The following is a 20,434-nucleotide window of genomic DNA, read 5'->3' as shown; positions in this document are numbered from 1 at the left end:
AAGCTGGCGGCGGGCCGCGGAATTCGCCGGTCTCCGGATGATCAGGTCCGTGGAAACATCATCGAGGCGCTGCTGTGTGCCGGCAGCGCGCTGCTGCCGCCGGCTCTCGAGCAGGAAACGCGCGAAGCTCTCCGCGCCTTTGCCGCTCGCGGGCTGGCGGATGTGCATGATGGTCACCTGACTATCACCGCCGACGGCCTGCCCTACGCGCGGTCGATCGCGGCGCTGTTCGACCCATACCGCCAACACACGCCGCGGCGGTTCAGCTCCGCAGTCTGAGCGTCAGACGATCAGGCCGGGCGGCGGGCGAATATCCCGAACCCGGCGATGATCGCGTAGCAGACGATCGGGATCACCATGGCCAGCGCCAGGTTGCCGCCGGTGGCATCGGCCATCACACCATAGAGCAGCGGCACGACCGCCCCGCCGAAGATGGCGACATTGATGATGCCCGAACCGTCCGCCGCTTTGCTGCCCAGCTTCTCGCAGGCGAGCGAGAAGATGGTCGGGAACATGATCGAATTCATCAGGCCCACCGCCAGCAGGGTGTAGCCGGCAAGTTCGCCGGTCGTGTTCGTTGAAATCAACACCAAGAGGATTGCACCGGTTGCGTTGAAGACAAGGATTTTTCCCGGGCTAAACTTCCGTAGCGCCGCAGAGCCGATGAACCGACCAAGCATCGCGCCGCCCCAGTAGAGGCCGATTAGCCATTCCACAGCATTGGGTTCGGCACCGACGATGCCGTTGAGGAAAGCGGTTATTGGCCCACCATTCGCCATCACATGCTCTTGCAGCAGGTAATTAATGACTATCGAGCCGATCGAGACTTCCGCCCCCACATAGAGGAAGATGCACAAGGCCCCATAGCTGAAGCGGGTACGCTTCAGCAGGGCATTGTCATACAACCAGAGAGCAGGTGCGAGCAGGATAACCAGCACACCCAGCCAGCCGTTGACTTGAATGGCGAGGAATACGCCCAGCGCTGCGAGCGCAAGGCCGATGAGGTAGCGATTGTTGGAAACCAGCTCGCCGTCGCCCATCGTCCTATCATCGTGCGGCAAGCGGTTGCGGAATATCCAGACTGCCAGCGCCACGATGCCGATCATCACGGCGAGGCCGAGATAGCCCTGCCAGATGGCTTCGCTTTCCGCCTGGCGGTACGCCTGCAATTCCGCGCCGGACAATTGGTCCGCGGAAATCGCGGCGAGGCTGCCGAGGATCAGCGCCGCACCGACAATCGGAAAAATGGTGGTGCCGAATGAATTAAACGCCTGCGCAAAAGTCAAGCGGCTGTGGGTGGTCTTGGCCGGGCCGAGCAGGCTGATCAGCGGGTTGGCCACGACCTGCACGATCACCACGCCGCTGGCGAGAATGAACAGCGCGAACAGGAACAGGGCGTAGGTCGCGGTCTGGCTGGCAGGGATGAACAGCAGGCAGCCCGCCATCATGGTGACGAGACCGGCCACCGCACCGCGCATATAGCCGATGCGCTTGACCAGCCGCGCGCCGGGAATGCCGATCAGCAGATAGGCGCCGAAGAAGCAGAACTGCACCAGCATCGCCTCGGTGTAGGAAAGCGTGAACAGCTCCTTCAGTTTAGGGATAAGCACGTCGTTGAGCGAGGTGATACCGCCAAAGATGAAGAACAGCCCCATCACGAAGTACTGCAGACCGGGCGCGTTGATGTGCTGGCCTCCGTCGTCAGCCGGGAGTGGATCGCTGCTCGTCGCGAGTTCCGGTGCCAGTGCCATTACGTCCTATCCTCCCTTAGTGTTCATAATCCCGGACCACGGCTTCGACGGCCATGTAACCGGTTGCGCGCCTAATATACTTGCGCCATGCCTTCAATTCGAAACGGGGCATTATCCCTGATGACGGACAACGGCAAGAGGCATGAAGATGCGGGAAAAAGCGGCAGGTTCGAGCTTTCGCGGCAAAGCGCACACGGCGCTGCTTGCGCTGGCGGCGGCAGGTTGTCTGACCGGCGCCGCACCGGCGATGGCGGCGGACGACGTCACTTACCGCGAGTGTTCGCCGGAAGGGACCGTGTGCTTTATTCTGACGACCGAAAAGCAGGTCGCCACCTACCGGATCGAACGCGGCGGCAAGGACGTGATCGCGCCGTCACGCCTTGGCTTCATGCTGCGCGGCGCGGGCAAATGGGAACACGGCATGATGCTGGGCGAGAGCGTCCGCCGAAGCCACCGTGAAGTCTGGGAACAGCCTTGGGGCGAAAACCGCCTGGTCACAGACCATTATAACGAGATTACCATCCCGATTACTGAACGCGGCAAAACGAAGCGCACCATCAATCTGACTGCCCGGGTGTTCGAGGGCGGAGTCGGCTTCCGCTTCGCCTTTCCCGACCAGCAACAACTCGCCGATGTGATGATCGACGAGGAGCTGACCGAATTCGTCATCGCCGGAGAGGCGGAGGCGTGGTGGATTCCCGGAGGCGAATGGAACCGCTACGAATATCTCTACAACCGGTCTCCGGCGAGCGAAGTGACCACCGCGCATTCGCCGATCACCTTTCGCCGAACCGACGGCTTGCATATCGCCATTCACGAGGCGGCGCTGACCGATTATTCGGCCTTCTGGCTGCAGCGGCTGGACGGTCAGAGGTTCCGCACCCGGCTCGCCCCGTCGTCGCAGCCCTGGAAAGTGCGCCGCGCGGCTCCGTTTACCACTCCGTGGCGGACGATCCTGATCGCAGAGGATGCACCGGCACTATATTCCGCGGCCGATATCATCCTGAACCTCAATGAACCCAACCGGCTGGGCGATGTCGGCTGGGTCAAGCCGCACAAATACATCGGCATCTGGTGGGGAATGCATCTCGACCAATGGAGCTGGAACGACGGTCCTAAGCACGGCGCGACCACCGAAAACGCGCTGCGCTATATCGATTTCGCTGCCGAACACGGCTTCGGCTCGGTCCTGATTGAAGGCTGGAACCAGGGTTGGTGGAGCGAGAGCGGCCGCAATTTCAAATTTGCCGAAGCCTATCCCGATTTCGACATGGAGCGCATCGCCGCCTACGCCAAAGCCAAGGGGGTCGGGATCATGGGCCACCACGAAACCGCCGGTAATGCAGGGCTTTACGAACGCGGACTCGAGGAAGCTTTCGACTATTACCAGCGGCACGGGGTGCATTCGGTCAAGACCGGCTATGTCGCCGATGCGGGCGGGGTGCTGCGCGAGGACCCCGACGGTACCGAGCAATGGGAGTGGCACGACGGCCAGTTCATGGCCCGTCACCACACGCTGGTGGCGGAACGGGCTGCGGCGCATCGGATCGCGATCAATGCGCATGAGCCGATCAAGGATACCGGTCTGCGCCGCACCTATCCCAACCTACTGACGCGGGAGGGCGCGCGCGGCACCGAATACAACGCCTGGGGCGAACCGGCCAATCCGCCCTCGCACGAACCGACCTTGCTGTTCACCCGGATGCTGTCCGGCCCGTTCGACCTGACCCCCGGCATTGTCAGCCTGGAAGGGCGCGGCGGCCGGCCGATCCCCAATACGCTGGCCCGCCAATTGGCCGATTATGTGGTGATCTATTCGCCGATCCAGATGGCGGCGGATCTGCCGGATAATTACCGAAAGCATCCCGATGCGCTGGCGTTCATCAAGCAGGTGCCGGTCGATTGGGAACGCACGCGGGTGCTGGACGGGCGGATCGGCGAATTCGCAATTGTTGCGCGGCAGCGGCGGGGCGGCCCGGACTGGTGGGTTGGCGGGGTCACCGACAGCGAGCAGCGCGAGGCGGTGATCGATCTCGGCTTCCTCGAACCCGGCAAACGCTACACCGCCGAGATCTGGCGCGATGGTCCCGGCGGCGGGATTGATGGGGACCGCTTCGCCATGGTGCGCGAACGCCGTACTGTCACCACTGGGGACACCCTGACACTGACGATGCTCGCCGGCGGCGGCTTTGGAATGTCGCTCGTTCCGAAGCCCTGATTTTTCCGTATTTCGCCGCGCTCAATGCGCGTGATGGCTCACGCCGGCAGCTGCCTCCGCATCGCGGCGTCCCTTGGCCATGGCCGATGCGAGCGCCAGCGGAGAATCGACCGAAGGGCCGCTGTCGTCGCGGTATCGTGCGCGGAGTTTCTTCAGCCGCGCCTTGAGGTCGGCGATCAGCGGCTGCACCTTCGGGTCGCCGATCCGGTTGTGCATTTCGGCCGGATCGGTTTCCAGATCGTAGAATTCCCAAGTGTTGATATCGCCGTAGAACCGGATCAGCTTGTAACGGTCCGTCCGCACGCCGTAATGCGCGCGCACCGCATGGAAGCCGGGATATTCGTAATAGTGGTAATAGATATCCTCCCGCCAGTCTGCAGGCGGGGAACCGTCGAACATTTCAATCAGGCTGCGGCCCTGAATGCTCGGCTGCGCGGCCAGTCCGGCCAGTTCAAGGAACGTCGGGGCATAATCGACGTTCTGCACCGGAGCGGTCACCCTTGTGCCCGGCGCGATATGGCCGGGATACTGGATCAGCAGCGGGGTCCGCAGCGATTCCTCATACATGAAGCGCTTGTCGAACCAGCCGTGCTCGCCAAGGTAGAAACCCTGGTCTGACGTATAGACCACGATGGTGTTTTCATCGAGACCATTGGCCTCCAGCCAGTCGAGTACGCGGCCGACACTGTCATCCACCGCCGCGACGGTGCCGAGATATTCGCTCATGTACCGCTGGTATTTCCACAGCGCCATGTCGCGCTCGCTCATGTCGGCGGCGTTCATCGCGTCGTTGCTCGGCTGCAGCGCGCTGAAATATTCCGCGCGTTGCTTAGGCGTCATGCGGTCGAAATCATCCTTCCACGGGTTCTCGCGCAATTCCTTCGAGCCGACCCCGGTGGTCATCTTCAAGTCGTGGCCTTCGAACATATCGCGGTAGATGTTCATTTCCTGCGCTTCGGCGGCTGGCCGGCCATCGTAATGGTCGAAATAATTGGTCGGGATCGGAAACTCCGTCCCGAGATATTTCTGCAGATGGCGGATCGCAGGCATGAAATTGCGGTGCGGCGCCTTGTGGTGGATGAGCAGAGCGAAGGGCCGGTCGGGGTCGCGCTCCTGTTCCAGCCATTGCAGGCTCTGTTCGGTCACGATGTCGGTGGCGTAACCTTCCACCACGCTGCGTCCGGAGGGGGTGATCACGTCGGGATTGTAGTATTTGCCCTGATCGTCGAGCACCTTCCAGGTGTCGAACCCGGCACCTTCGGGCGAATAGTTGAGGTGCCATTTGCCGAACAGCGCGGTCTGGTATCCCGACTGGCCCAGCGCGCGCGGCCAGTTCCACCGCTCATTGTCGTACTTCTGACCGTTCTTCGTGAAGCCGTGCATGTGGCTGAACTGGCCGGTCAGCATGGTCGCCCGGCTCGGCCCGCACAGCGAATTGGTGACATAGCTGTTTTCGAACAACGCGCCGCGCTGCGCGATGCGGTCGATGTTCGGGGTTGGCGCCAGCCGCGAGATTTCGGAGCCGTAGGCGGAGACCGCCTGATAGGCGTGATCGTCCGACATGATGAACACGATGTTGGGCCGGGCCTTTTGCGCGGCTGGCGAAAGCGGAGCGACATTGCCGGGCTGCTCCAGTTTGGCGCAGCCCGATACCGTCAGGCTGATTGCAGCGGCGGCGAAGACAAGCATTCGGGACATCGGCTTTACTCCGCGATGGCGAACCCGGCCGGGACGCTCGCGGAGGCACCGGAAACGGGCGCGATCCACAGCTGGAACTCGCCCGGTTCCCATCCGAAGCTCATGTCCGCGCGGGTGAAGGCCAGGTCTGCGGGCCGCAGGGTGAAGCTGACCGTGCGGCTTTCCCCCGGGGCGAGGGAGATTTTTTCGAACCCCTTCAGTTCCTGCACCGGGCGCGTGACCGATCCGACCAGATCGCGGACATAGAGCTGGACCACTTCCTCGCCCGCAACCTTGCCGGTGTTGGTGATGGTCGCGCTGGCCGTCAGCGAACCCCTGGCGGCCATACTGGCGGCGCTCAATGTCACAGGCGAATAGCGGAAGCTGGTGTAGCTGAGGCCGTGGCCGAAGCGGTAGAGCGGGGTGTTGGGCGTGTTGAGATAGCGCGAAACATATTTCGCATTCGCCTCGCCGAGCTCGATCGGCCGACCGGTGTTCTTCATGTCGTAATGGATCGGCACCTGGCCGACGTTGCGCGGAAAGGTGACCGGCAGCTTGCCCGAGGGATTGTAATCCCCGAACAGCACATCGGCGACCGCATGGCCGCCCATCGTGCCGGGGTACCAGGCGTGGAGGATGGCGGGCACGTTTTCATCCGCCCAGCCGATGGAATTGGGGCGTCCGCTCAGGACAACCAGCACCACCGGCTTGCCCGTTGCCACCAGCTGTTCCAGCAGCGCCTGCTGGTTGCCCGGCAGGTCGAGCGAGGTGCGGCTGGCCGCTTCCCCGGTCATGTCCCATCTTTCACCCATCGCGGCGATGATCACGTCGGATTTCCGGGCGAGCGCCAGCGCCTCGGCGAACCCGCTATCCTTGCCCGCATCACCGTAAGCATAGCTGGCGCCCTTGGCATAACCGACGTTCACACCGTCTCCGGCGCGCTCGCGAATGCCTTGCAGGATGGACACCGGGCGGGTGCGGCGGTCACCGGCGGCGGCCCAGCTACCGATCATGTCTTCCTTGCTGTCGGCGAGCGGTCCGATCACGGCGATGGACTGCGCTGAGGAGGCAAGCGGCAGAGTGCCGCCCTCGTTCTTCAGCAGCACCATCGACCGGCGCGCCACGTCGCGCGCGGCCTCCAGGATGTCCGGGCGGTAGACGGCCGCTTCCTGACGCTCGACATCGGAATAGCGGTAGGGATCTTCGAACAGGCCGAGCCGGTACTTCATTTCCAGGATGCGGCGCACCGCGCGGTCCACGGCGGCGGGTTCTACCTTGCCCTCATCCAACGAAGCGGCGAGGTGGTCCATATAGACCGCGCCTTGCATATCCATGTCGACCCCGGCATTGAGCGCCTGTTCGCCCGCCTGCTTGAGGTCCTTCGCATAACCGTGCGGAACCATTTCGTTGATCGAGGTGTAATCGGTTACCACGAAGCCGTCGAAGCCCCATTTGTCGCGCAGCACATCGGTGAGCAGGTACCGGTTGCCGCTCGCCGGAATGCCGTCGACTTCGTTGAAGGATGTCATGAAACTGCCCACACCGGCGTCCACTGCGGCCTTGAACGGCGGGAGATACACGTCCCGCAGAGTGCGCTCGCTGATGTCGACCGTGTGATAGTCGCGCCCGGCCTGCGCCGCGCCGTAGGCGGCGAAATGTTTGGCGGTGGCAACTACCGTGTCAGTGGCGGCCAGATCATCGCCCTGATAGCCGCGGACGCGGGCAGCGGCGATCTTGCTGCCCAGGTGGACATCTTCGCCGGCGCCTTCCGAAATTCGGCCCCAGCGCGGGTCTCGCGCGATGTCGACCATGGGGGAAAACGTCCAGTGAATGCCCTCGGCGCTCGCCTCGACCGCGGACAGCCGGGCCGCGCGCTCGATCGCCGCCAGGTCCCAGGATGCGGCTTCGCCGAGCGAGATGGGGAAAATCGTGCGGTGGCCGTGAATCACGTCGTAACCGAACAGCAGCGGGATTTTCAGGCGGGTTTCATCGACCGCCAGGCGCTGGAGTTCCGCAGTGTAGGCCGCGGTATAGGCGTTGAAGATTCCGCCGACGCGGCCGGAGCGAATATCTTCCTTGTAGCTGTCGCGCATGGTCGGGCCGGTCGATTCCCAATTGCTCGTCAGCAGGGTCAGCTGGCCGATTTTTTCCTGCAGCGTCATCTTTGCCATCAGGTCGCTGACGAATGCGTCCATTTCAGGGTTGGCGCGGGCCCATTCGGGTTCCGCCGGGGAGACGGGAACTTCGGTGCGATCGCTGATCGGGGCGGCAATAGCGGTGCGGGTGGTGGCAGCGCCTGTCATCGGCGTGCTGGCGCAAGCGATCAGCAGCAACGACGCCATTGCTGGTCCGAATGTGTGGGCTTTTCGCATTCAATCCTCCCCAGGTCTTTTGTTCTGCACGCGGCGGGCCTGCGCCATTGCGCGAGGGGACGGCGTGAATCAAGCTTGCACGACAAGGCTATACAGCCGATATGAAACCGGTTACAAGTCTTAATACAAATTGAACGGACTCCCGGGATACGGGGGAAAGTTCGGCGTAAGCTCCGAAACAGGGGCGATGTTGGGAGGAGAGCAACATGTTCATTTCGCTTGGTAATCGTACATCGATCACGGGCCGGCTCGCTGCCGCGCTGATTCTCGGCACTGCCACGGGCGCACTTGCCGTCGGCATGGCGGCGCCTGCCCATGCGCAATCCGCCAACGCCAATTTGCGCGGCTCGGTGACCATCAACGGCGCACCTGCGGCGACGGAAGTTGTCGTGATCGATGTGAACTCCGGCTTCCGCAGGACGGCGATCGTACGGCCCGACGGCAGCTTCGACGTTCCCTCCCTTCGGCCAAGCACCTACCGCATTGAGCTCCAGACGGCCGAAGGCGTCAAGCGGACCGACGAGTTCACCCTGATCGCAGGGCAAAACGCCGTGCTCAACTTCGATTTCACACCTGAGGAACAGGCCGCCTACGATACGGGCGAGATTATTGTCACCGGGGCCCGGCTGCGTTCGTTCGAGGGGGGTGAAGTCGGGGTCAACATCACCAGCCGCGAGATAGAGCAGCTGCCCCAGAACAACCGCAACTTCCTGGCCTTCGCGGACCTCGCGCCGGGCGTCCAGTTCGTGACCGGCGGCAACGGTCAATCCCGCCTGCAAGGCGGTGCACAGGACAGCCGGACGGTGAACATCTTCATCGATGGTGTCGGCCAGAAGGATTTCGTTCTCAAGAACGGGATCACTGGACAGGATTCGACCCAGGGCAATCCGTTTCCACAATTGGCGGTGGGCGAATACCGGGTTATCGGTTCCAACTACAAGGCTGAGTTCGATCAGGTAAGCTCCGTCGCGATCACTGCCTCGACCAAATCCGGCACCAACGAATTCCACGGCGAAGCGTTTGTCGATTTCACCAATCAGTCGCTGCGCTCGCGGACGCCGGTCGAAGATGCCAGCCAGACACGCGAGAAAGCCAAGACCCGCGATTTCCAGTTCGGCGGCGCGTTGGGCGGGCCGATCATCAAGGACCTCGCGCATTTCTTCGTCACCTATGAAGGTAAGCGGCAGCAGGTTCCGTTGGAAATTTTCCCGGGCACCACCCAGAATACCCAGAACCTGCCGGCGTCCTTCGACGGAGAATTCGGGAATTTCAACCGTACCTTCAACGAAGATCTTTATTTCGGTAAGATCGACATTCTTCCGACCGACAAGGATCTGTTCGAAGCATCGCTGAAGGTCAGGATCGAAACCGGAATCGGCCTCAACAATGGTTCGAACCTGCGCGAAACGGCAATCAACCAGAGTGTCGATGAATATCGCGGACTGCTGCGGTGGGAGCACCGTACCGACAGCTTCGTGAACGATTTGAAGCTGACCTACGAAGATGTCAGCTGGTCGCCCAATCCGCGGCTGTTCGAAAATGCCAATGTGTTTCAGGACGCATTCGGCGGGCAGATCATCCGCACGGGCGGGGGAGCCAATTTCCAGGACAAGGGCCAGACCGGCTACGGCATCCAGAACGACCTCACCTATTTCGGACTGCAAGGTCACTCGATCAAGATCGGCGTCAAAGCCAAGTGGGTGGAGCTCAACTCCCTCTCGCTGATCAACACCAATCCGGTGTTCTTTTATAACACGCAGTACAATCCTGCGGCGATGAACAACACCGGCACGTTCAACACCTCCGTTCCCTATCAGGTTCAGTTCGGGTTCGATTCCGGGCTCGGCGGCGACCCTGTCGTGACTTCCGACAATTTCCAGCTCGGGCTGTATATTCAGGACGATTGGGAAGTGACCGACCGGCTGACGCTCAATCTCGGTATCCGGTGGGATTACGACCGGACCCCGCAATACGTCAATTTCGTAACCACGCCGAGCGCACTGCAGGCGGTTTCGCCGGCAAACTATCCCAACCTGGTCAACGCCGATTACGACATCAACGATTACATCAGCGACGGAACGCAGCGGAAAACCTTCACCGGCGCGTTCCAGCCGCGGATCGGGTTCAGCTACATTCTCGATGAGGAATCCAGCTTCGTCCTGTTCGGGGGTTTTGGCCGTTCGTACGATCGCAACCAGTTCGACTTCATCCAGCAGGAAACCAGCGTCGGGGCGTTTTCCACCCGCACCTTCCGGTTCCAGGTTCCCGGCGACACCCGCAACAATTGCACCCCCAGCCCGACCTGCGTCGTGTGGGATCCGATTTACCTGACGCCTGAAGGCCGCGCCCAACTGGTCGCGTCGGTCGGCGCGCAGGGCGGCGCGGAACTGCGCTTCATCAACAACGATTTGAAAGTGCCCTATTCCGATCAGTTCAGTCTCGGTCTGCGTCGCCGCTTCGGTCTGATCGACGGCGAGGTCGGCTATCAGCATATCGAAAGCCGCGACGGCTTCGCCTGGCTGCTGGGCAACCGCCGTCCGGACGGATCGTTCTTCGCGCCGGCTCCGGCCAACCAGGATTCGCCCTTCGGTTTCGCACCTCCAGGCCGCGGGTCGATCATTCTTGGGGACAACGGCCTGTCCACGTCGGCAGACTCGGCCTATCTCAAGCTGACCAAGCGCTATTCGGCCAGCTCGCCGTGGAACGTCACCGCGACCTACACCTATACCGAAGCGGAGGAGAACCGGGCGTTTGGCGAGACCTTCTCGCTCGATTTCCCGTCGATCGACGATTACCCCACTCTGCGATCATCGGGCGTTTCGCGGCACCGGTTCGTGGCTGCCGGCGCTGCCGATCTGCCGTGGGACTTCACGCTGTCGGCCAAGGTCACCCTCGCATCGCCGCCGTTCCTGAAGGGCTTCAGCAATGGCCCCAACGGCGAGCGGATCATTCTCGGCACCGTGGGGGACAATACCGAGCGGTTCCCCTTCTTCGTGACCGACACGTGGGCTCTGCGGCAAGTTGACCTGGCGTTGACCAAATACATCACGCTCGGCTTCCTGAACGAGGATGCCCGGATCAGGCTGCGCGTCGATGCGATCAACGTGTTCGATTACAAGAACTTTACGAACTACAACACCAACGCGCGTGACGTGGTGGACGATGCCAACGGCGTGTTCGGCAGTCTCAACGGTCTGGGAACCGGCGGCAATCCGCCACGGACGTTCAAATTTTCGGCAGGCTTTTCTTTCTAGCCTTTCGATGCTGCTACCGCGGTCCGCCCCTCCCAGGGCCGCGGTAGCTTTCCTAATTTGAGGACACTTGATGGTTCGCAGTCTGTTCGTATCGCTATCGGCACTCGCGCTTGCTGCCTGCGTGCATATGCCGCAAACCGGCACAGCGTCCGGCGTCACCCCAATTGCCAGCCCCGCGGCGCAGGAAGCCTTCTCCGAGGATCTGACCCGGCGAACGTTTCAGTATTTCTGGGACACGACCGATACCCAGCGCTGCCTTGCGCCCGATCGCTGGCCGACCCGCGCTTTCTCGTCGATTGCCTCGACCGGCTTTGCGCTGACAGCTTACGGGATAGGCGCCGAGCGCGGCTACGTTGCGCGCGAGGACGCTGCGCGGCGGACCCGCGATTGCCTCGCCTTCTACTGGAACGCCCCCCAGGGTCCCGCCTCCAGCGGAGTGACGGGCCACAAGGGCTTTTTCTACCACTTCCTTAAATATGAGGACGGCACCCGCCATGGGACGACCGAACTCTCGACCGTCGACACTACGCTGTTCCTCGGCGGCGCGCTGTTCGCGCAAAGCTATTTCGACCGCAGCGACCCGGTCGAGGCGGAAATCCGCGACCTGGCTGAGAAAATCTACACCCGCGTCGAATGGGACTGGGCGCAGCGCAACACCACCGGCACGCAGGCGATCAACCTCGCCGATTCGCACGGCATAGCAATGGGCTGGAAACCGGAGGACGGCTGGGGCCGGTCGGACTGGATCGGCTATAATGAAGGTATGCTGGTCTATGTGCTGGCGCTCGCTTCCCCCACGCATCCGGTGGGCAAGGATGCCTGGGACAAGGGCTGGGCGGCGAAACTCGAGGAGGATTGGGGGACGTTTTACGGCTATGAACATCTGCAATTCGAGCCTCTGTTCGGCCATCAGTACAGCCACGTCTGGATCGATTTCCGCGGCATTCGGGACGAATTCATGGACGCGAAGGGAATCGACTATTTCGAGAACAGTCGCCGCGCCACGCTGAGCCAGCGGGCTTATGGCGCGGACAACCCCAACAAGTGGCGCGATTACAGCGGCGAAATCTGGGGCTGGACCGCGTCGGACGGGCCGAAATATTCCAAGGACGAATATACCGTCAACGGCCAGCCGCGCACGTTCTATACCTATATGGCTCGCGGAGTCAGTTCGATCCGGGTGCGCGACGATGGGACCATTGTCCCCACCGCAGCGGGAGGTTCGATCCCCTTCGCGCCCGAAGTCACCATTCCCGCGCTGATGGCGATGAAGGAAAAATACGGTGACCGGCTATACGGGCAATACGGTTTCAAGGATGCGATCAATCCCAGCTTTACCTTCGTGGAAGCCGGCTCGCGCACCGGCCAGACCGACCCCATTGAGGGTTGGGTGGCAAACGATCACCTCGGCATCGACCAGGGCCCGATCCTGGCGATGATGGAAAACCACCGCAGTGGGCTGATATGGCGCACCATGCGCAAGAATCCGCATATCCGCCGCGGACTGGAACGGCTCGGCTTCGAAGGCGGCTGGCTGGAGCAGCCGGCGGAATAGCCTTTACTGCGGCAGCAGTGTCCAGCTGACGCTGTCGTCCAGCACCTCCGCGCCAAATGTCGCCTTCGCAGTCACCAGGTTTTCGCCCGCCACCAGAGTCACCCCTTCGCGGGTGCAGATCCGGTCGATGCAAGGCGCACTGCCGATCTGCTCACCGTTCAGTGAGAGATCGACCGACGGCGCATTGGAATAGACTTTGATCCGCGTCCCGGGCTCGGTCCGCTGGACGAAGCGCCGGCTGGTGATGTGCACCACCGGTTCATTGCTCCACTGCGCCCGGTAATAGAAGAAAGCGTCCTTCCGGATTGTCCGGTCGAAACTGACCAGCCCCTTGGTGTTGATGTCGGTGGCGTCGCCTTCCTGCCGCACGCGGCTGGAAAAATCGAACATGTTCCAGATCCAGCTGCCCCACAGATATTCGCGCGCCCGGATCTGCGGCCAGCTTTGTTCGTGCAGCCAACTCTGGAATTCCTCCGGCTGGGGACGGCCGGTGACATTCGTCGGACGCCCCTCGGGATGGTCGCTATGCTGCGTCAAAGCGCCGCCCGCACCGTATTCGCTGACCGACAGCGGCACACCGGGATGGCGCGCGTGGAGCATGTCGAGATGCGGGCCGAGATCCTCCACCTTGCCGTAATACCAGCCGAAATAGCGGTTATAGCCCATCAGGTCGGCCTGCCCGGTCAGAATGGGCAGGTAGTCCGCCTTCTCGCCCGGTGTGGCCTCGCAGCAATCGGCCAGCACCGTGGGGCGCGAAGGATCCTCACGCTTCGACAGCGCGTTCAGCTCGCGCAGCAGCGGGCGCGCATCCGCCTTCGGGCCGAGCCGTTTGAAGGCCAGGTCGATATCGACCTCGTTGCCGATCCCCCAGGTCACGACCGAGGGATGGTTGAAATTCTGGCGGATCATCTCGGTCATCTGCTGACGCGCGTTGGCAACCAGCTCGGGCGAAGCTGCGGCGTCGGTGAAAGCTGCCTTGTTGACGAACGGCACCTCTGCCCAGACGACCATTCCGTAGCGATCGGCGAGGTCGAACCATTGCTCTGCCTGCGGGTAATGCGCCACCCGCACGCTGTTCGCGCCCATTTCGGCGATCATCGCCATGTCGCGCGCGTTATCCTCCTCCGACAAGGCCCAGCCTTTGCCGAGATAATCCTGATGCCGCGACACGCCGCGCAGCCGCAGCGGCTCGCCGTTCAGAAAAAAGCCCTTGTCGGGATCAAAGCGGATCGACCGGATGCCGAGCGGCTGGACCACCCGGTCCACCGTGCGTCCGCCGACCACCAAAGTGGCCTCTAAGCGGTAGAGATACGGATCCTCGAGCCCGTTCCATAGACGCGGGCTGGCCAGGTCCAGACTGCCGCGCGCTTCCGTCTGCCCGGCCGTAAGGGCAATATTTGTCTCCGCCGCAGTCCTCCCCTCGGCATCGATCGCCTTAAGCCGGACCTCCTGCCCTGCCAGCGCACCGTCCAGCCGAACGGTTGCCGCAATCGTGGCAGACCCGTCGGCGGCGAGGGAGGGAACCGCATAGACACCCGGGCCGCCAGCATCGGTCAGGTCGATGTGGCTGTGCGGTACCGAGATCAGCCGCGCAGGGCGGTAGATGCCGCCGTGGATGAAGAAATCGCCGAGTAGCGGAATAACGTGCTCGGTGCTGCTGCCGGGCTGCGGATCGCTGTTGTCAGCGCGCACCAGCAGGATATTGCTGCCGGTGAAATCGAGCCCGGCGGTCAGTTCGAACCGGAACCGGGTGAACGCGCCGGAATGGCTGCCCAGATGCTGCCCGTTCAGCCACGCATCGGCGACATTGCCGACCGCGTCGAATTCGATGAAATGGCGCCTTGCCGGATCGAGGTCCGTGCCCGCGATCTCCCGCCGGTACCAGCCGCGGCCCTGCCGGTTGTCGGTCGCCTGAGTGCGGCCGATGCAATATTCGCCGAGCCGATTCCAGCTGTGCGGCAGCGACACCGGCTGCCACGAGGAAGCGGGCGTTTCAATGGCGTCGGACGGGGACCATTCGTCATTATAGGCGAATTCCCAACCATCCGTCAGCTGGGTAACGATGCGTATGGAGGGCTGGTCTTGCGATGGTGCGGAAGTCGTGGCGCAGCCGGCGGCGGTTAGCGCGAAGAACAGCGCGAGCAGCATGCCGGCGGCCCGGCTCATGGGCGCGATACTCTCAATTCTGCCAGCACCGGATAATGATCCGACGGCAGCCGCCCGCCCCAATGCTGCGTAATGACAGCGTGGCGGTCCACCTGGAAATGGCGGCTGACGAAGATGTGGTCGATCGGATCGGGCGCATCGGTGTCGATCCGGAATCCGGTGAAGGTACCGCGCGGTCCATAGGGCGCAGCGGTGCTCAGACCCCGCGTGTCGGAAAGCGAAGTGGCGGCCGTGTCCGCCAGCAACCGGTAAGGCTCGCTGCCGGTGGGTGCGTTGAAATCGCCCATCACGATCGTGGGCAAACCGGCATCGCGGCCGCTGGTGACCCATTGTCCGATCAGCTTTGCGCTGTTCGCCCTGGCCTCTGTACCCATGTGATCGAAATGCGTGTTCAGGACGCGCAACAATTCTCCCGACCGCCGCTCGCGCAGGACCGCCCAGCTGGCAATCCGCGGTAAGGCGGCGTCCCACGCCTTGCCCGGCGTTTCGGGCGTGGGCGAAAGCCAGAATGTGCCCGACCGGACGAGATCGAACCGGTCCCGCCGCCAGGCGAGGGGGGAGAATTCACCCGCCTCCCGCCCGTCGTCGCGGCCCGCGCCGATCATGGCATATTCGGGTAGCGCTGCTTCCAGATCGCGCTTCTGGTGCAGCAGCACTTCCTGCATCCCGAGCAGGTCGGGCGCTTCATGCCGGATCAGCGCGAACACCAGGTCCTTGCGCTGCGGCCAGGCGTTCGCACCGTCGGCAGGCAGGTCGAGCCGGATGTTGAAGGTCATCGCGCTGACCGGTGCGCTAACTGCTGCGCTGGCGGCACCATCGGGGCGCGTTCCCGCATGGGCGCAGGCCATCAGCAGCAGGGCGGACGACAGGGCGATCAACGCGCGAACGGCACGGCCAAAGCCTTGTTCGCCGCGACTATTCACCGCTGTTCGTCCGCCGCTGGGACAGCAGCCACAGATACAGCTCCGGATCTTCATAGGCCGGATCCCACGCATTGTGGCCGAGATCGGGATAGATGGTCAGCCTTGCGATGCGGCCATTGCAGGCGCGAATGGCCCGCGCCATGGCAAAGCTTCCTTCCGGCGGCACCACATCGTCGCGGTCGCCGTGGAACGCCCACAAGGGCGTGTCCTTCAGGGCGCAGGCAGTATCCGCTTCGCCGCGTCCGGCAACAGGGGCGAGCGCGGCAAAGCGCTGCGGCTCGGCTGCGCCCCAGCGCCAGGTGGCGTGGCCGCCCCGGCTGAGACCGGTCAGATAAATGCGCGAAGGATCGACCGGAAGGGTCGCAACGACGTGATCGAGAATCCGGTCCAGCTTGGCGATGTCCCAGTCCTGCTCCGCACCCAGCAACGGCGAGATCAGGATGAAGGGGAAGTCCGGGTTCCGGTCGGCGTGCTTGGGCGGGCCATGCAGCTTGACCCGGGCGATATCGTCGCCGCGCTCGCCCGAACCGTGGAGGAAGATCATCAGCGGCCACTTGGCTTCGCGGCTGTCCGTGCCTGCTTCCAGTGCCTTGGGGATGAACAGCTGATAGGGATAGCCGGCCTCCTCGAGTGGCTCCTGCGGATGCTGTCCATGTTCGGGCTTCGCAGCGGCAGATGCAGCACCGTGCTGCCATCCTGCCGCAAGCAGCGCAGCACAGACGGCCGCCCTGGCCCCAAGCAAAACCGGGTTTCGCATTGCCGGATAAACTCCCCTCGAAAAATTTTGCAAGCGGTTACATTTGCAGCTTGGTGTGTTCGGCGCGAGAAGGCAATCCCGCTTTTCGCTGCGGCCGGGGTTACGGTTGGCGACTGCCCATGGTCGAGCCCCGGATTGCTAGCGTCGGCGCGATGACCAGGCCATCGGAAGAGGACAGGGCCTCCCCCCGCAGCATGCGCAGAAGCATCAGGGCGGCGGCAGAGCCCAGCCGGGTGATGTCGGAATGCACGGTGGTCAGTTGCGGGGTGACATAGCGGGTAAGCGGAATGTCGTCGAACCCGGCAACCAGCACGTCGCGGCCGATTTCCATGCCGTTTTCGCGCAGTTCCGCCATCAGGTCGACTGCCATCAGATCGTTGCCGGCGAAGACCGCGTCGAAGCGGATGTTGCCGTCGAGCAGGAACCGCGCTGCACCGCGACCGGCGTTTTCGCGGAAATCTCCGGGCAGGATCGTCGGATCGCTCAGCCCAAGCCGTTCCTTCATCACATCGCGGTAGCCGCGCTGGCGGTCGCTGGCGTCGCGGTTGCTGACCGGACCGGCGATGTGGACGATGTGGCGTGCACCGCGCTCGATGAGATGCTCGGTAACCAGCCGCGCACCGGCATAATTGTCGACCGTGACAAACGGCGTATGCCCGTCCACCGCGCGCGCATTCAGAAGAACTGTCGGCAATTGCTTGGACAAAGCGCCCGCCATCGTATCGGCGCTGGAATTCGGCGGCATCACCAGCAGGCCGTCCACCCGCCCGCGCATCGCCCGGATCGCCTGGCCGGTTTCTTCCGGACTGCCATGCATGTTTCCGAGCAGCAAATTCTTGCCCGCCCGGTGCACCACCACATCGATGCCGCGGATCATTTCCGAGAAGAACTCGCCGAACAGGTCAGGCAGGATCACGCCGACGGTATCGGTCGTCCGCCGAGTCAGATTGCGTGCGCCGCTGTGGGGCACATAGTCGAGCCGGATTGCCGCAGCCTCGATTTTCTCGCGCGTTTCCCGTGTGACACTGGTCAGGCCGTTAAGCGCGCGCGAGGCTGTCGCTACGGAAACTCCGGCCGCTTTTGCTACTTCCCTGATGGTTACCATATATGTGCCACGGGGCCGCTTTAGCCAAATCGGCAGGCGACGCCAACTGCTGAGAGTTGGCGGTCAAAATCTCCCTAGTTTTCCCGCATCGTGGCAAGCAACAGGCTGGATATCGCGGCCAGTCCTGCCAGCAGCAGGAACAGCGCCTGGAAACCGAATACCGGCACCAGCGCAAGCGCCAGCCACGGCATGATCAGCGAAGGAACGGTGTTGGTGAGATTGAACAGGCCAAGGTCGCGCCCCCTTGTTTGCGGGCGGGGCAGGACCCTCAAAGTCTGGCTGGAATGGAGAGACAGGAACACCCCCGTGAGCACCCCGAAGATGGCGAAGCCGCTGACCGCCATCGCCGCGTCCTCGGCCAGGGCCATCCACACCAGTCCCGCCGCACCGCCGCCCGACAGAATGGTCAGCGGCAGGATCGGCCGTCCCGTGCGGTCCGACCAGCGGCCGACGTAGATTGCAATCGGAACGGAAACGATCAGGACGGTGGTAAACAGCCGCGCGGCATCGCTGTCGGTGAATCCGTCGTCGATGCTGCGCAGCCACAGCAGCAGAAACGCGAACAGCGCGGCCTCCGCGATCTGGGTCAGGAGCCGCGCGAACCACATGCGCCCGACAGCACTGCCGCGGGCCTTGCCGCCGCCGGTTTCGGATCCGGTTACTACTGCGATGCGCAATTCGCGCTTGGGTGTCATCAGTTCCGGCATGGGCCGGGGCCGGCCGAAGAATACCACCGGAAGCACCAGCCCCAGCACAAGCGCCGCGACCAGGAACAGGCGCATATCGGCATCGGCCAGTCCCGGTATGGTGACGATTGCGCCGACCATGGCACCGATGGCGGGGGCTGCGGACAGCAGTCCGCCCAGCGTCCCCTTCTGGCTGTCGGGTACGCAGTCCCCCGCCCAGGCGCCCAGCGGAGATAGCATCATGTTGACCGCGGTCTGCCACAGCACGATCATGACCAGCAGCCCCGCAATCGAGGCGACGTACTGCATGCCGACCAGCAGCACGCTGGACAGGAGCGCGCCCGCGATGATCCATTCCCTTCGCCGGCCGGACCGGTCGCTGACCCAGCCGAACAGGATATTGGCCGCGCTGGCGGCGCACGCTCCGACGAAGGCGGCATAGGCGAGCACCTGCAGCGCATCGTCCTGCCAGATCATCTCGGCCCGGACCGGCAGCAGCAAGGTCAGGAACGGCGCGTAGGACGCCGAGCCTCCCGCCGCCGCCAAGGCGTAGAGCAACAGGAAACGGCGCGATTGTAATCCGGATCGGTGGCTGTCAGGCAAAGGCACGGACCTGCGTGATAAGTTCTGCCAGCATGCGCGGCGCGTCTCCCCCGGATTGCTCCTTGCTAGGTCTCATGAACGCAAAGGGCTAGCGAATTGTCGTGTGGCGGATTGGTCGCGTGCGCCGTACACGAGCGAAGGAATAGAGGTCGAAGCGATTAACGCTTGCAAATATTGCGAAAATAACTGCAGGGCCTATGCTGGGGAAATCGGCAACAGGGGCGCTGCCATCATTGAATTCAAACAACAATTGCGGGGCTTCCGATTGTCGGCGGGTCTGATCCAGCGGAAATCGATGCGGCTGGCGGGTCCGCTTGCGGCGGCGCTGGCGCTTGGCGGTTGCGGGCTATCGCTCACCAATTCCGACCTTCCGGCGGCGGATATCCCTGTTCCGGAGGAATGGAGCACCGGTGCCGCGCCGCTCGAAACCAGCGTGACCGATTACTGGTTGGCGCTTGACGATCCCGTGCTCGAGCAATTCGTTGCGCTGGCCGCGCAGAACAATCTCGATCTCGCGCAGGCGGCCGCCCGGTTGTCGCAGGCGCGGGAAGCCTTGGTCATTGCCCGCGCAGGCCGCCTGCCCGCGGCAACCGCCAATGGCGGGGTCAGCCGCGAAGTCGGCGATTTTGCCGAACAATCGCTGCAATTCTCGGTCGGCGCGGATGTAAGCTGGGAAGCCGATCTGTTCGGGCAGATCACCGGTTCGGTCAACGCGGCCAGCGCGGACCTCGCCAGCGCGGGATATTCGCTGGCGGATTTGCAGCGCGTCATCATCGGCACCGTTGCCCGATCGACGATTTCCGCCCGCTCGACCGCCGCCCAGCTGGCGATTGCGCGCGACACGCTGGTCAACCAGGATGACAATCTGCAGATTGCCCGGTGGCGCAACCAGGCGGGGCTGGTGTCCAGCCTCGACGTCGAACAGGCGCGGGTCCAGCGGGCGCAGACCGCCGCTAGTATTCCCGCCCTGGAAAGCGATCTGGTCGCCACTGCCAATTCGATTTCGACCCTGATCGGCGAACCGCCGGGCCGGGTCCTGGCGCTACTCGACGTCGCCGCTCCGATCCCGCAGCCGCCGAAGACGGTCGGGCTGGCTGCCCCGGCGGAAGTCCTGCGCCGCCGCCCCGATGTTCGCGCCGCCGAAGCAAATTTGCTGGCCGACACCGCGCGGATCAATGTGGCACGGGCACAATTGCTGCCGCTGGTGCGGCTCACCGGAACGGTCGGAAGCGGCTCGGTCGGGATCGGCAATCTGTTCGAGATCATTACCGGTAATCTGTTTGCCGGCGTCAGCCAGCTCATTTTCGATGGCGGCCGGACGCGGGCGCAGGTCGGCAGCGCAGAGGCTGCGGCCGAAGGATCGCTGG

12 protein-coding genes and 1 pseudogene are annotated in these 20,434 nt (G+C 63.2%); 5 read left to right on the top strand and 8 right to left on the bottom strand.

Annotation, left to right across the window (positions count from 1 at the left end):
* Nucleotides 1-279 (top strand): annotated as a pseudogene (locus U0988_RS06645) (coproporphyrinogen III oxidase); the annotation flags it as partial.
* Between the two features lie 11 nt (nucleotides 280-290).
* Here U0988_RS06645 and U0988_RS06640 read toward each other — a convergent pair.
* Nucleotides 291-1,751 carry a sugar MFS transporter gene (locus tag U0988_RS06640; RefSeq protein ID WP_322291841.1) on the bottom strand — a complete coding sequence of 487 codons (1,461 nt, stop codon included), beginning with the start codon at nucleotides 1,749-1,751 and terminating at the stop codon, nucleotides 291-293.
* Nucleotides 1,752-1,893: 142 nt separating this feature from the next.
* On the opposite strand from U0988_RS06640, the gene U0988_RS06635 reads away from it, so the two are divergent.
* Nucleotides 1,894-3,969, top strand: coding sequence for a glycoside hydrolase family 97 protein (locus U0988_RS06635; RefSeq protein WP_322291840.1), 2,076 nt, complete (start codon nucleotides 1,894-1,896; stop codon nucleotides 3,967-3,969).
* 21 nt (nucleotides 3,970-3,990) lie between these two features.
* Here U0988_RS06635 and U0988_RS06630 read toward each other — a convergent pair whose 3' ends face one another.
* Together U0988_RS06630 and bglX are read right to left on the bottom strand one after the other, a co-directional pair.
* Nucleotides 3,991-5,667, bottom strand: coding sequence for a sulfatase (locus U0988_RS06630; RefSeq protein ID WP_322291839.1), 1,677 nt, complete (start codon nucleotides 5,665-5,667; stop codon nucleotides 3,991-3,993).
* Between the two features lie 5 nt (nucleotides 5,668-5,672).
* Nucleotides 5,673-8,018: a beta-glucosidase BglX gene (gene bglX, locus U0988_RS06625; RefSeq protein ID WP_322291838.1), complete on the bottom strand. Its 2,346-nt coding sequence runs from the start codon at nucleotides 8,016-8,018 to the stop codon at nucleotides 5,673-5,675.
* A gap of 206 nt (nucleotides 8,019-8,224) precedes the next feature.
* On the opposite strand from bglX, the gene U0988_RS06620 reads away from it, so the two are divergent.
* Both U0988_RS06620 and U0988_RS06615 read left to right on the top strand, forming a co-directional pair.
* Complete coding sequence (locus tag U0988_RS06620) at nucleotides 8,225-11,272, top strand: TonB-dependent receptor (protein WP_322291837.1); 3,048 nt, start codon at nucleotides 8,225-8,227, stop codon at nucleotides 11,270-11,272.
* A gap of 70 nt (nucleotides 11,273-11,342) precedes the next feature.
* Nucleotides 11,343-12,827 carry a glucoamylase family protein gene (locus U0988_RS06615; RefSeq protein ID WP_322291836.1) on the top strand — a complete coding sequence of 495 codons (1,485 nt, stop codon included), beginning with the start codon at nucleotides 11,343-11,345 and terminating at the stop codon, nucleotides 12,825-12,827.
* 3 nt (nucleotides 12,828-12,830) lie between these two features.
* Here U0988_RS06615 and U0988_RS06610 read toward each other — a convergent pair whose 3' ends face one another.
* The 5 genes from U0988_RS06610 to U0988_RS06590 form a co-directional block, all read right to left on the bottom strand.
* Complete coding sequence (locus U0988_RS06610; protein ID WP_322291835.1) at nucleotides 12,831-14,993, bottom strand: glycoside hydrolase family 2 protein; 2,163 nt, start codon at nucleotides 14,991-14,993, stop codon at nucleotides 12,831-12,833.
* Complete coding sequence (locus U0988_RS06605; RefSeq protein ID WP_322291834.1) at nucleotides 14,990-15,916, bottom strand: endonuclease/exonuclease/phosphatase family protein; 927 nt, start codon at nucleotides 15,914-15,916, stop codon at nucleotides 14,990-14,992. The genes U0988_RS06610 and U0988_RS06605 overlap by 4 nt, the downstream gene beginning before the upstream one ends.
* A complete protein-coding gene (locus tag U0988_RS06600; protein ID WP_322291833.1) occupies nucleotides 15,909-16,673 on the bottom strand; it encodes a prolyl oligopeptidase family serine peptidase in 765 nt (254 codons plus the stop codon). The genes U0988_RS06605 and U0988_RS06600 overlap by 8 nt, the downstream gene beginning before the upstream one ends.
* Before the next feature lie 100 nt (nucleotides 16,674-16,773).
* Complete coding sequence (locus U0988_RS06595; RefSeq protein WP_322291832.1) at nucleotides 16,774-17,778, bottom strand: LacI family DNA-binding transcriptional regulator; 1,005 nt, start codon at nucleotides 17,776-17,778, stop codon at nucleotides 16,774-16,776.
* Between the two features lie 74 nt (nucleotides 17,779-17,852).
* Nucleotides 17,853-19,022 (bottom strand): MFS transporter, encoded by a 1,170-nt coding sequence (locus U0988_RS06590; RefSeq protein ID WP_322291831.1) that lies wholly within the window; start codon nucleotides 19,020-19,022, stop codon nucleotides 17,853-17,855.
* A 310-nt stretch (nucleotides 19,023-19,332) separates the two neighbouring features.
* Between U0988_RS06590 and U0988_RS06585 the strand changes: the two genes are divergently transcribed.
* Nucleotides 19,333-20,434: TolC family protein (locus tag U0988_RS06585; protein ID WP_322291830.1), on the top strand; the 1,102-nt coding region annotated here is incomplete at its 3' end.

Origin of the sequence: Allopontixanthobacter sp., assembly GCF_034376665.1 — a bacterium.
Lineage (GTDB): Bacteria > Pseudomonadota > Alphaproteobacteria > Sphingomonadales > Sphingomonadaceae > Allopontixanthobacter.
Note: the sequence above shows the minus strand (reverse complement) of the source record. Positions and strands in the feature narration are given on the sequence as shown.

Bases quoted from the DNA above. Each gene is read 5' to 3' on its own strand.
- U0988_RS06640 (WP_322291841.1), bottom strand. From the start codon at position 1,751: ATGGCACTGGCACCGGAACTCGCGACGAGCAGCGATCCACTCCCGGCT.
- U0988_RS06635 (WP_322291840.1), top strand. From the start codon at position 1,894: ATGAAGATGCGGGAAAAAGCGGCAGGTTCGAGCTTTCGCGGCAAAGCG.
- U0988_RS06630 (WP_322291839.1), bottom strand. From the start codon at position 5,667: ATGTCCCGAATGCTTGTCTTCGCCGCCGCTGCAATCAGCCTGACGGTA.
- bglX (WP_322291838.1), bottom strand. From the start codon at position 8,018: ATGCGAAAAGCCCACACATTCGGACCAGCAATGGCGTCGTTGCTGCTG.
- U0988_RS06620 (WP_322291837.1), top strand. From the start codon at position 8,225: ATGTTCATTTCGCTTGGTAATCGTACATCGATCACGGGCCGGCTCGCT.
- U0988_RS06615 (WP_322291836.1), top strand. From the start codon at position 11,343: ATGGTTCGCAGTCTGTTCGTATCGCTATCGGCACTCGCGCTTGCTGCC.
- U0988_RS06610 (WP_322291835.1), bottom strand. From the start codon at position 14,993: ATGAGCCGGGCCGCCGGCATGCTGCTCGCGCTGTTCTTCGCGCTAACC.
- U0988_RS06600 (WP_322291833.1), bottom strand. From the start codon at position 16,673: ATGCGAAACCCGGTTTTGCTTGGGGCCAGGGCGGCCGTCTGTGCTGCG.
- U0988_RS06595 (WP_322291832.1), bottom strand. From the start codon at position 17,778: ATGGTAACCATCAGGGAAGTAGCAAAAGCGGCCGGAGTTTCCGTAGCG.